At 45.1% G+C, this 11,142-nt stretch carries 10 protein-coding genes, 8 tRNA genes and 1 rRNA gene; 3 read left to right on the forward strand and 16 right to left on the reverse strand.

Features of this window, described 5'->3' with window-relative positions:
- Positions 1-634: 634 nt before the first annotated feature.
- The 7 genes from AB4114_RS34935 to AB4114_RS34965 all read right to left on the reverse strand — a co-directional run bounded on the left by AB4114_RS34935 (position 635) and on the right by AB4114_RS34965 (position 7,219).
- Complete coding sequence (locus AB4114_RS34935) at positions 635-1,123, reverse strand: acyltransferase (RefSeq protein WP_171629320.1); 489 nt, start codon at positions 1,121-1,123, stop codon at positions 635-637.
- Positions 1,120-1,779 (reverse strand): pyrophosphatase PpaX, encoded by a 660-nt coding sequence (gene ppaX, locus AB4114_RS34940; protein WP_441992548.1) that lies wholly within the window; start codon positions 1,777-1,779, stop codon positions 1,120-1,122. The genes AB4114_RS34935 and ppaX overlap by 4 nt, the downstream gene beginning before the upstream one ends.
- The gene (gene lgt / locus AB4114_RS34945) at positions 1,757-2,731 is read right to left on the reverse strand and encodes a prolipoprotein diacylglyceryl transferase (protein ID WP_441992549.1); all 975 of its coding nucleotides are present in this window, start codon (positions 2,729-2,731) and stop codon (positions 1,757-1,759) included. Before lgt ends, ppaX begins: the two co-directional genes overlap by 23 nt.
- Positions 2,732-2,769: 38 nt before the next feature.
- Positions 2,770-3,711 carry an HPr(Ser) kinase/phosphatase gene (gene hprK, locus AB4114_RS34950; RefSeq protein WP_436233550.1) on the reverse strand — a complete coding sequence of 314 codons (942 nt, stop codon included), beginning with the start codon at positions 3,709-3,711 and terminating at the stop codon, positions 2,770-2,772.
- Between the two features lie 162 nt (positions 3,712-3,873).
- Complete coding sequence (locus AB4114_RS34955) at positions 3,874-5,004, reverse strand: ABC transporter ATP-binding protein (protein WP_173120442.1); 1,131 nt, start codon at positions 5,002-5,004, stop codon at positions 3,874-3,876.
- Between the two features lie 116 nt (positions 5,005-5,120).
- Positions 5,121-6,236, reverse strand: coding sequence for a PucR family transcriptional regulator (locus AB4114_RS34960; protein WP_441992550.1), 1,116 nt, complete (start codon positions 6,234-6,236; stop codon positions 5,121-5,123).
- Positions 6,237-6,367: 131 nt separating this feature from the next.
- Positions 6,368-7,219, reverse strand: coding sequence for an NlpC/P60 family protein (locus tag AB4114_RS34965; RefSeq protein ID WP_441992551.1), 852 nt, complete (start codon positions 7,217-7,219; stop codon positions 6,368-6,370).
- 267 nt (positions 7,220-7,486) lie between these two features.
- Between AB4114_RS34965 and AB4114_RS34970 the strand changes: the two genes are divergently transcribed.
- From AB4114_RS34970 to AB4114_RS34980, 3 genes are read left to right on the forward strand one after another with little or no spacing between them, the layout of a single operon-like run.
- On the forward strand, positions 7,487-8,083 hold the full coding sequence (locus AB4114_RS34970; RefSeq protein WP_441992552.1) for a gluconate 2-dehydrogenase subunit 3 family protein: 597 nt from the start codon (positions 7,487-7,489) through the stop codon (positions 8,081-8,083).
- Entirely contained in the window at positions 8,080-9,642 is a 1,563-nt protein-coding gene (locus tag AB4114_RS34975) for a GMC family oxidoreductase (protein WP_441992553.1), read from the forward strand. Before AB4114_RS34970 ends, AB4114_RS34975 begins: the two co-directional genes overlap by 4 nt.
- A 49-nt stretch (positions 9,643-9,691) precedes the next feature.
- A complete protein-coding gene (locus AB4114_RS34980) occupies positions 9,692-9,991 on the forward strand; it encodes an MTH1187 family thiamine-binding protein (RefSeq protein WP_441992554.1) in 300 nt (99 codons plus the stop codon).
- A 92-nt stretch (positions 9,992-10,083) separates the two neighbouring features.
- Here the strand turns inward: AB4114_RS34980 and AB4114_RS34985 are convergent.
- The 9 genes from AB4114_RS34985 to AB4114_RS35025 form a co-directional block, all read right to left on the reverse strand.
- Positions 10,084-10,156, reverse strand: a tRNA-Lys gene (locus AB4114_RS34985).
- A gap of 16 nt (positions 10,157-10,172) precedes the next feature.
- Positions 10,173-10,254 (reverse strand) — tRNA-Tyr (locus AB4114_RS34990).
- 44 nt (positions 10,255-10,298) lie between these two features.
- Positions 10,299-10,371 (reverse strand) — tRNA-Phe (locus tag AB4114_RS34995).
- Between the two features lie 43 nt (positions 10,372-10,414).
- Positions 10,415-10,491 (reverse strand) — tRNA-Asp (locus AB4114_RS35000).
- 27 nt (positions 10,492-10,518) lie between these two features.
- Positions 10,519-10,594, reverse strand: a tRNA-Thr gene (locus AB4114_RS35005).
- A gap of 75 nt (positions 10,595-10,669) precedes the next feature.
- Positions 10,670-10,745, reverse strand: a tRNA-Val gene (locus tag AB4114_RS35010).
- 19 nt (positions 10,746-10,764) lie between these two features.
- Positions 10,765-10,841 (reverse strand) — tRNA-Met (locus AB4114_RS35015).
- 27 nt (positions 10,842-10,868) lie between these two features.
- Positions 10,869-10,960: transfer RNA gene (locus AB4114_RS35020), tRNA-Ser, on the reverse strand.
- 80 nt (positions 10,961-11,040) lie between these two features.
- Positions 11,041-11,142, reverse strand: a 23S ribosomal RNA gene (locus AB4114_RS35025); the annotation flags it as partial.

Here is an 11,142-nt window from a genome sequence, read left to right on the forward strand (position 1 = left end):
AAAGATCGCCCGACAGCTTGCGAAGTGCGCAAACAAAAGGGGGATCTTTTTTATTGCATGTAAATATGCGTGGAAAGCAAATTGGAGGGTATTGAAAGTTTCATGAAAGCGCTTTACTCGACAGCCTGAAAACCTACAGTTAATTTGGAGCAAATCCACGCTTTTCAACGATTAGCTGTATTTTCTACATCTATTTTCGTCGAAAGTAGCTCATCGAGCTCAATTGGCTGAAATTAACAACAGAAAATCCATCTATTTGCTTTTACCGCCGAAATTCTGCCCATTTAGATGTATAAAATCCAGTTATTCGACCGCTTAGGTAGAAGTCTTTCCCTTTCACACCGCATATGGATTCTTGGTGCGCATTGTGGCGCCGGGCAATAGGAAAGGGCATGCTGCCGCGGCAGTATGCCCTCTCCAAGAGATAAATCTAGATTAATCTTCCTCTACAGGTTCGTTCGGAGTTTTCCCACCACCATTAGGTCCTGGTTCTTGTGTCGCACTCGGCCCTTGACCGTGGCCTCCTCTGTTACCGCCACCATCGCATAATTTGAATGCTGGGCTTTCTTCTCTACAACAAAAAATGAACCCAACATCACAACGATGTTGAGTCCATTTTTGTATATTTCATACACTAAGCACTGCCCGACCGAATTACCTGCATCGGATTACCTGCCACGAAGCTATTCGGGGCTACATCCTTATGAACGACAGATCCAGCGCCAATAATCGCATAATCACCAATCGTCACACCTGGCAGAATTGTCGTATTAGCCCCCACCATCACATGAGATCCAATACGAACGTCACCTAAACGATATTCCTTCGTTAAATACTCATGCGCCAAGATCGTCGTGTTATAGCCAATTATTGTATTGCTCCCAATGTAGATCCTCTCTGGGAAAAACACATCCACCATCACCATCAAGGCAAATGCCGAGTGCTCACCAACCGTCATGCCCAGAACACGACGATAGATCCAGTTTTTCAACCGCAACGATGGTGAATAACGGGTGATTTGAATCCAAACGAAATTTCGCATGGCCTTCCACTTACTCACCGTTTGGTAAATTTGCCATAGCGCATTGGGGCCATCTACGGGATACTTCTCTGTCTGCCTCAATCAACCTTCACTTCCGACGATATCCCAACTAGCGGCAACAGGTCAAACATATCATCGACGATATGATCCGGGTTGTACTGCTCTAAATAAGAGCGCCCCTTCCAGGACCAAGATACGCCAACAGAAGTAACTCCAGCATTTTGAGCAGCTTCAATATCATAATGACTATCGCCTACCATCATCGCTTCTTCAGCCGAGCTGCCAAGCTCTTTCAGCGCTGCAAAGATACCCTCAGGACTCGGCTTTGGTTCTTTTACATCATCAACTGTCACAATCGCGCTGACGTAAGAATCTAACCCGCAGAGTTTAAGTCCCATCAATGTGGTAAGCCTGATTTTGCTCGTCACGATACCGATTTTGATACCATTTTCGTGAAGCTTAGCCATTACCGTACGCACGTTCGGGAACTCCTGCACAAGCTCATMATGTTTAGCAAGGTTGAATGTACGATACTTAGTAATCAGTGCTTCAACTTCTTTCTTTCCTGTAAAAAACTCCATTTGCTCCACTAGCGGCCGCCCCATATTGGGAATAATAAGCTCACGACTAATAGGTTCCGGTGTTTCACCTTCCAAGCTATGCAAGAACGATTGTACAATTAACTCATTCGTGTCTACAATCGTCCCATCCAAATCAAATAGTACGGTTTGAATCATAGTTGACTCCTTTATCTGTCTCTTCTTCATTGACTACGTTGTTTTTATCAATCGCTAGCTTAGATACAATTGGATCCGAGTAACGTTCATTGGAATAGCCTTTTTTCCTTCTAATAATGATCATGATCACGGCCGCAATGACAATCAACAAGGCAAGCAGTTGGGAGAATCGAATATTCCCTCCATATGTCAGTACGCCTGGTTCAAACACGATTTTCATAGGTGACCATAACGCATTCATTAATGAAGCCAACCAACCCGGCCCCGTGATGTCTAAGCTATCCGTACGAATCCCTTCAATAAAGAAACGACCGATCGAATACCAGATGAAATAACTTAGAAATAGCTCCCCTGCCCGCAAAAACGGCCTGCGACGAAGCCAGAACAAGATCAGCAGACCTACAAAGCTCCATAATGATTCATAGAGAAATGCAGGGTGGTAGAATGTCCCCTCGATATTCATTTGATTCACGATAAAATTCGGTAAATGCAAGGTATCTCTCAAGAACGACTCTTCTACCGGACCGCCGTGAGCTTCCTGATTCATAAAATTGCCCCAACGACCGATTGCTTGTCCAACAATTAGACCTGGCGCAAGGATATCCGCAATTCGAAAGAAGTTGTATCCTTTGGCCCGAATATAGAATGAAGTACCGATAATAGCTCCGATCAGAGCGCCATAAATTGCAATCCCGCCGTGCCATATCATGAATACTTCCCATAAATTATCCTTATAATCAGCCCATTGGAAAGCTACATAATATATTCTAGCCCCAATAATGGCAGAAGGAACCCCAATTAACAATAAATCCATGAAGAAGTCAGGTACGATTTTGAATCGTTTCCCTTCCCTGATTGCCAACATTAAACCGATTAATGCGGCTGTTCCCAAAATAATGCCATACCACCTTACATGAATCGGCCCTAAGGAGAACGCAATACTTTCTAACATAGTTCCACTCCTTTATTTTGGTGAGCTTACGCCCTCTCTCAATCAAAATCCTCAAAATCTTCATTCAACGATTCCGTCAGCTTATTCGTAAACTGCAGCGCCGCGTTATAACCCATACGCTTTAAGCGATAATTCATCGCAGCAACCTCAACAATGACGGCTAAGTTTCGGCCTGGTCTTACAGGTATCGTAACTAGCGGCAGATCCGTATCGATAATCCGCGTTAGCTCCTCATCTAAGCCCAAACGATCATATTGTTTCTCTTGCTGCCAATTCTCCAATTTCACAACAACCGAAATCTTCTTCACATTACGAATCGCGCCTGCGCCGAATAATGTCATGACGTTAATGATACCTACACCGCGGATCTCTAGTAAATGACGAATCAACTCTGGGGCATTACCCGTTAATACTTTATCGCCATTTTGCCTAATCTCAACCGCATCATCCGCAATCAGTCGATGCCCTCGTTTCACAAGCTCAAGCGCTGTTTCACTCTTCCCGATCCCACTGCTACCGGTAATTAACATACCTACCCCATATACATCAACAAGTACACCATGGATCGTCGTGCTGGGCGCAAGCTTATTTTCAAGAAAACCAGTTAATCGGCTTGCAAAAATCGTCGTTGACAGCTGCGTTCTCAGCACTGGCAGATCACGCTTAGTCGCCTCCTCGAGCAATTCAACGGGAACGTCCAATCCTCGGGTTACAATAATACACGGCGTTTCCTCAGGGGCACAAAGCTGTTCAACCCGATTTCTCCGAACACCCGTCGTCAACATCTCTATAAACGTAATCTCTGTTTTACCAAGCATCTGAATTCGCTCTTTGGGATGGTAATTGAAATATCCCGCCATTTCAAGACCAGGCCGATACAAGTCACCAGTAGTAATCGGACGCTTAAGTCCACCCTCTCCTGCTAACACTTCCATATGTAGCTGTTCCATCATTTCGGAAACCTTTACCTTTTTGGCCATTGTCCTAACTCCTCCGAATTTGCTTATGTACCATTGCTTCCCCTTGCAGGCTTCCAATAGTTTCATCGTAATGGAATACCGAATTGAAATCAACTACTGTGTTCATGAACCTCGAAATAAACAAAAAAACCAGCCGATAACGGCTGGCCTTTCAGTACAATCCTATAGGTTTGGGTTAACCAAGATGGAAAGTGTTGATTCTTTATCGAAGAAATGAACTTTGTTCATGTCTAGTGCCAATTTAACGTTAGTACCTTCTTTGATTCCGGAACGACCGTCAACACGAGCGATTACTGTGTTAGCGCCGATACCGTTCAAGTACAAGTACATTTCGTGACCCAAGTTCTCAGTCAATTCAACGTTAACGTTGAATACTGTGTTCGGGGAAGCTTCCAAGAATACTGGCTCTTCGTGAATATCTTCTGGACGAACTCCCAGAATCACTTCTTTGCCAACGAATCCTTTGTCTTTAAGAACTTGTGCTTTACCAGCTGGAACTTCAACGTTGACAGTACCTGCTTTGAAGAATACACCGCCGCCTTCAGATGCCAATGTTCCAGACATGAAGTTCATGGATGGGGATCCAATGAATCCAGCAACGAACATGTTCACTGGGAAGTTGTAGATTTCTTCTGGTGTAGCAGCTTGTTGAATAATACCTTTATCCATAACAACGATACGATCGCCCATTGTCATTGCTTCGATTTGGTCATGCGTTACGTAGATCGTTGTAACACCAAGACGTTTTGTAAGTTTTGTGATTTCCGCACGCATTTGTACACGAAGTTTCGCATCCAAGTTGGAAAGCGGCTCATCCATTAAGAATACTTGTGGCTCACGAACGATCGCACGACCCAAGGCAACACGTTGACGTTGACCACCGGAAAGAGCTTTTGGCTTACGATCAAGCAAGTGAACGATATCTAGAATTTTCGCTGCTTCGCGAACGCGAGCATCGATATCAGCTTTTTTGAATTTACGAAGTTTCAATCCGAATGCCATGTTTTGATAAACAGTCATATGCGGATAAAGAGCGTAGGATTGGAATACCATCGCGATATCGCGATCTTTTGGAGCTACGTCATTTACAAGGCGGTCTCCGATGTAAAGTTCACCTTCAGTGATTTCCTCTAAACCTGCGATCATACGAAGAGTTGTGGATTTTCCGCAACCGGATGCACCAACAAGAACTACGAACTCTTTGTCAGCAACTTCAAGATGGAAATCTTTAACTGTTGATTCTTCTGCACCAGAATATCTTTTAACGATATGATTTAAACGTACGCCTGCCATGATTTCATTCCCCCTACAATTTATCGTTCAAAATGCTTTATTTATCTTCAACATTTCTATATACACATCTTACCCTACGAACGGCGGACTGACTATGCACAATCCCTACAAAAAAATCACTTTCTTTTCGTTACTTTGTACAATAGCAAGGCCAGACGTACCAAAACCGCATGATTAAACGTTCTAACATCCAGTCCTGTCTCGTTCTTGAACTTGTCCAACCGATAAAGCAGGGTATTGCGATGAATATAAAGCTTCTTCGCGGTTTCACTAACATTACAGTCTAGTGTAAAGAAATGCTCCAGCGTCGTTACCGTCTCGCTATCCAACACATGATCTGTGCCGCGAAGCACCTGCTCAAGGAAATCTGTCTTTTCCTCTTCCTCTATAAGGTGCAACAGCTTCTCAAGACGAAGCTCCCAACGTAAATGAATAAAGCTGCCTACATGGAAGGATCGGCCCAGCATAATGGTCTCGCGCAGCTTAAGCACGGTAGCAAACAAAGACTTCGCCGGTTTCACAGGGAAATCAATCGCAAGATGGCATTCGCCTACCCACTCATTTGCCAACATCTCATATAAGCCTGAGCCAAGTGCATCAAGGGTTTGCTCAACACTTTCTTCCTCGTCCCCATCGCGATCTTCACTTCCGCTAGTAATAAGGACCTCTGGTGCTAGGATTAACCACTCTTTTTCCAGTAAAGGAATCAGAATAATCTCCGCTTCAAAAAAAGATTCCAACAGCTTCTTAAGCTCCGTATAGGATACACGCTGGTTCTGAGGATAGTCCCCATACAACAAGAGAGGAATTTTGGTTGAATACAACGATGACTGTGAAGCAAGCGCATCAGGAAGCTCTGCGTGGCCTGTACCGCGTTCCATTTGCTGTAGCAGCCAATCTCTTAATTGATTCGACTTCCTTTCATCTTCCGACAGATAGGAGCCGAATTGCTTCTTCTCTACAGTTTGCTTGGATTCGATCGTAAGTTCGACGAGTTTGCGTTCCGAAATAGACAACTTACTCCCATTTATCTTTAGGACACGAACTTCTTTATGATCCTGTGAAATGAAGAAAAGAACTTCCTCTCCCCGGATCACACTACGAATCAATCCTTCTTGGTGCTCTCCCTGATCCTCCACAAGCTGGTGCCATTCGGAATCCGGTATCAGGCTTATCTGTATTGGCGACTGTAAGACCGCTTCCAATCGCTCCTTGACATGCTCCCAAATCATCTGCCCTCACTCCTTATTGCCTATAGCATCTTCTATATTTATCTCGCTATTGTACCATATGTCTGCCTATTCTTGTGAATCGAAAGGAACCCTCCTGCCAGAATTGGCAAGAAGGTCCTTAAGTAAAAGCATTATTTAATTACGCGGCGAGCCGTTACATAGTGATCAGCCCACCATTCTTTATTGATAGATGTAAATTTCACGCCACCCTCTCCATACGTATGAATCATCATGCCGTTACCTACATAAATACCAACATGTCCAATATTCTTACCGGAATCCACCGTTGTGAAGAAGACCAAGTCTCCGGTTTGTAAATTGCTTTTACTAACGAAAGTGCCTTCCTTAGCTTGGTCGCGAGAAACACGTGGCAGTGTAATCCCATAAGCAGCAAACACCGTTTTTGTAAAAGAGGAACAATCCATTGTTTTGGTTTGACCATATTTTGCACCAAATACGTAGGGAGTACCAAGATATTTCTGAGCGGTTAGGATCAACTCGGCTTTCAAACGATCCTTCGCTGAAAGAATGCTTCTTCCGCCAATGAAGCTGCCCTTAAGCTCACTTACATTGCGAGTGACGACTTCGTCTTTGCTCTGGGATGCCATGACCATTTTACCTTGGCCTACATAGATCCCAGCAAACGTTGGCTTTGTACCACTACCAAAGAACAAGACGTCACCTGGCTCAGCTTTATCTATTTTCGTGATTTTTGTCGATTTCATGTTGAATTGATCCGCTAAAGTTCTAGGTACTGTGTAATTTAACGTTTCATAGACATAATAAATCAGTCCGGATGAATCAAACCCAGCGGATGGTGTTTCATCACTTTTGGAGTAATCTACGCCAACCATTTTTTTGGCCAAAGAAACGGCATCCATATCATCATTTGCGGCATAAGCGGAAAGGGCAGTTGTTGCTGATAATGCGATCGTGATCGCAGCAGTTATTCCTAACGTGCGGTGTGCAAGACTCTTTAACATTGTACTTCCTCCTGTACGTGCTCTCTTGGGTGAGTTGGGTAATATGGAAATCATCTCTCTTTATTAGTACAAGATTACCATGGTAATGAAAAGACTTTCATTCCTAAATTATTTCCTAACAACCATGACATTGGCAATGGTGCCAATTGTTTCATTTCTTTATAAATACAACTTCGTTGGTGTCGTCCTCATATTCTTCATGGATTTGGAAATAATTGAAGTAGCACTTATCGGTTTTTATTCTCGTTAGCTATGGAGGTGACAAGCATGAAAGATCACAATCAATATCCAGCCTTTGATGTTATGGAACAAAGTACGAACTGGGATGTACATACGAGATCGATAGTGAATGCTCGACTTATTCGTGAACACGCATACGGATATGTAACAGTGGTTGAGGCAGAAACGCTTCGTGCTTGGTGTTCACTGCTTATGGACGATCATCGTGGAGAAATCATTCAATACGTCATTAACCATATCGATCAGGTATTATCTGAAAATAAAGGTGAAGGACATCGGAAAGTGACCACACCTCCGGTTCGACTACTTTTACGTCAAGGACTCAAAGCAATTGATGAAACAGGATGGCTCGCAAATAGTCAGCCATTCTTTCAATTAGATGAGACGAACCAACGGAGCATTATGCATCAAATTAGCAACGATAACTATCCACCTACGAAAAATTGGGAAGGCATTCCTCAAAAAATCTTATTTCAAAAGCTTCTTCAACTCTGCGTAGAAGCCTACTATGCTCATCCTTTAGTTTGGTCGGAAATTGGGTTTGGAGGACCCGCCTATCCTCGCGGATATACCCTTGCTAGTCCTGACCAACTCGAATCCTGGGAGGCTGCGAAACAATCATGAAATGGCGCTATGAAGATGAAACCGTAGACATTGTCATCGTAGGAGCAGGAGCTGCTGGAGGCGTTCTAGCCAAAGAACTCAGTGAAGCCGGGCTAGGTGTAGTTGTGCTTGATGCGGGGCCTTGGCGCGATCCTGAGAAGGATTTTGCAAGTGATGAACTGAGTATGAAGCACTTAGCTTGGGAGGATACACGCCTTGTTGATGCAGCGGAGCCATTCGTAACTGGTAAGCATCGGTCTGGAAAAGGGATTGGCGGCGGCACCCAGAACTTTACGGGGGTTTTTCTGCGATTTCATGAATCTGATTTCAAAACGAAGGCCATTGATAGCGTTGGCGAAGATTGGCCTATTCATTACAAAGATTTGGAACCCTATTACTCGCGTATTGAAAAAGAAATCTCCGTTTCTGGCCCTAAGCATTTCCCTTGGGGAAATTTTCAGGGTCCATATCCCTTTCCAGAACTAGATTCGCTTAGCCCTAATGCTGTCTTATTTCACAAAGGCTGCAAATCCCTTGGTATTCAATCCGCACCTACACCTTTAGCCATCCTCTCTAACCCGTTAGAAGGCCGCTCTGCTTGCACCAATCGTGGGTTCTGCCTGCAAGGGTGCATGCCCAATGCGAAATTTAGCACATTGATTGTGCACATTCCTAAAGCAGTTCAGGCAGGCGCCGAAATTCTCGCAGATTGCAGAGTCACTCAAATCGAAGTAAATGACTATGGACATGCTTGCGGGGTTCTGTTCGTCCACGAAGGCATAACCTATCGGCAACGGGCGAAAACCGTTATCCTCTGCGCGCACGTTGTGGAAACACCTCGTTTGCTACTCCACTCCGCCACACCACAGTTCCCTGATGGATTAGCCAATTCCAGCGGATGGGTAGGCAAGGCGATTATGACGCATAGCAGCAACGACGTTTATGCCAAGTTTGAAGAGGAAGTCCGATTGTACAAAGGAACACCCGTGCTGGCATCTACTCAAGATTTCTATGAGACAGATCCACGCAGAGGTTTTGTCCGCGGGTATACCATACACGCTCACGGCTCTCGGCCTATTGAGATGGCAGAAGGCATTCGCAAGGCCACGGAGGCGCCTTTGTGGGGCTCGTCCTTCAGACGGGCTATGCAGGATTACAACTTCTATGGTCGTCTCAAAATGGTAGGAGAGGTACTGCCTAACTGGAACAATCACGTTGCGTTAGCTGATGAAAAAGACGAATATGGCATGCCTATGGCTTCCTTAACGTTCAAGTACTGTGATAACGATCTCAAGCTCCTAGATCATGCTGTTGACAATATGAAGTTGATCCTCCGCGCAGCGGGCGGAGAGATCTCCTATGTCGTGCCAGATACGCAACATCTGATGGGTGGTTGCCGGATGGGCAATGACCCCACTACATCCGTGGTGAACTCGTACGGTCAAAGTCATGATATTCCGAACCTTTTCATTTGCGATGCTAGCCTATTCGTCACCTCTAGTGGAGGCAATCCTACGCTTACCGTAATGGCCTTAGCAGCAAGAACTGCTGATTATATCATTGACCTCGCAAGCTCCTGATTGTTATCCTTAACAGCAAGTACACGAAAGGAAGGAGCATGTGATCCCTATGGCTATTGCTGAATTCACCATCATCCCCATCGGAACAGCCACAACCAGCCTTAGCGGCTATGTCGCTGACCTCCATAAAGAATTAGAGCGACATGCCGATGTCCGCTTTCAAATGACACCCATGGGCACCATCCTGGAAGGCCCATTAGATCGCCTACTCGAGGTTATCCGTGCCGTCCACGAGGTTCCCTTCTTGCATGGAGCTGCGCGTGTATCCACATCCATCAAAATCGATGATCGCCGCGACAAGCACGCCTCCATGGAACAAAAAATGCAGTCCGTCGCTGACAAGCTCTGAACAGCAAAAAAGCATCCTGCTATAGGATGCTTTTTCTATATATACTGGAAACAAAAAAAGACCCTACGGTCTTGTACGTTTGCTTATAAAAGTGAGTCATGTAGGATTCGAACCTACGACACCCTGATTAAAAGTCAGGTGCTCTACCAACTGAGCTAATGACTCGTAGGTGAAAGGAAAATGGAGGCTGATGGATTCGAACCACCGAACTCGAAGAGAGCAGATTTACAGTCTGCCGTGTTTAGCCACTTCACTAAGCCTCCAGATACGAGATACCCGTACTGCCGAAGCAATACAACCATCTCAATGGCTTTGGACGGAATCGAACCGCCGACACGAGGATTTTCAGTCCTCTGCTCTACCGACTGAGCTACAAAGCCAAATGATTATTTATAGCATGTCCTACATTAATTGTAAAAGAAATGGCGGAGCTGACGGGATTCGAACCCGCGGTCTCCTGCGTGACAGGCAGGCATGTTAGGCCACTACACCACAGCTCCATGCTACAAAAGGTCTTACCATAAAAATGGTGCCGTCGAGAGGACTTGAACCCCCAACCTACTGATTACAAGTCAGTTGCTCTACCAGTTGAGCTACAACGGCAAATTATTGTGGGGTCCCCGGAAAGTAATCGGAAACTCCATCGTTGAATCTACTTCACTTTTTGGGGTGAAATAATGGTGGAGGCTGACGGGATCGAACCGCCGACCCTCTGCTTGTAAGGCAGATGCTCTCCCAGCTGAGCTAAGCCTCCATCTGGTTTTTGGTTTTTATGGTAGCGGCAGAGGGGCTCGAACCCCCGACCTTACGGGTATGAACCGTACGCTCTAGCCAGCTGAGCTACGCCGCCACATAAAAGTGTATATATATTTGGAACTGGCGGAGAGAGAGGGATTCGAACCCTCGCACCGCTTACGCAGTCTAACCCCTTAGCAGAGGGTCCCCTTATAGCCACTTGGGTATCTCTCCAAGATATATATACGATTCAGGAATAGTATTCCCTGAAAACTAGATACGAAACTCAACGTAAAGTACTTTACTTAGGAATTTTGGTTAAGCCCTCGACCGATTAGTATTCGTCAGCTGCATACGTTGCCGCACTTCCACCTCGAACCTATCAACCTCGTCGTCTACAAGGGGTCTTACATACT

The organism is Paenibacillus sp. 2RAB27 (genome assembly GCF_052115445.1).
Lineage (GTDB): Bacteria > Bacillota > Bacilli > Paenibacillales > NBRC-103111 > Paenibacillus_E.

What these genes read in the sequence shown, in the direction of transcription:
- AB4114_RS34965 (WP_441992551.1), bottom strand. Translation starts at nt 7,219, where the DNA reads ATGTTAAAGAGTCTTGCACACCGCACGTTAGGAATAACTGCTGCGATC.
- AB4114_RS34980 (WP_441992554.1), top strand. Translation starts at nt 9,692, where the DNA reads ATGGCTATTGCTGAATTCACCATCATCCCCATCGGAACAGCCACAACC.
- AB4114_RS34970 (WP_441992552.1), top strand. Translation starts at nt 7,487, where the DNA reads ATGAAAGATCACAATCAATATCCAGCCTTTGATGTTATGGAACAAAGT.
- AB4114_RS34955 (WP_173120442.1), bottom strand. Translation starts at nt 5,004, where the DNA reads ATGGCAGGCGTACGTTTAAATCATATCGTTAAAAGATATTCTGGTGCA.
- lgt (WP_441992549.1), bottom strand. Translation starts at nt 2,731, where the DNA reads ATGTTAGAAAGTATTGCGTTCTCCTTAGGGCCGATTCATGTAAGGTGG.
- hprK (WP_436233550.1), bottom strand. Translation starts at nt 3,711, where the DNA reads ATGGCCAAAAAGGTAAAGGTTTCCGAAATGATGGAACAGCTACATATG.
- AB4114_RS34975 (WP_441992553.1), top strand. Translation starts at nt 8,080, where the DNA reads ATGAAATGGCGCTATGAAGATGAAACCGTAGACATTGTCATCGTAGGA.
- AB4114_RS34960 (WP_441992550.1), bottom strand. Translation starts at nt 6,236, where the DNA reads ATGATTTGGGAGCATGTCAAGGAGCGATTGGAAGCGGTCTTACAGTCG.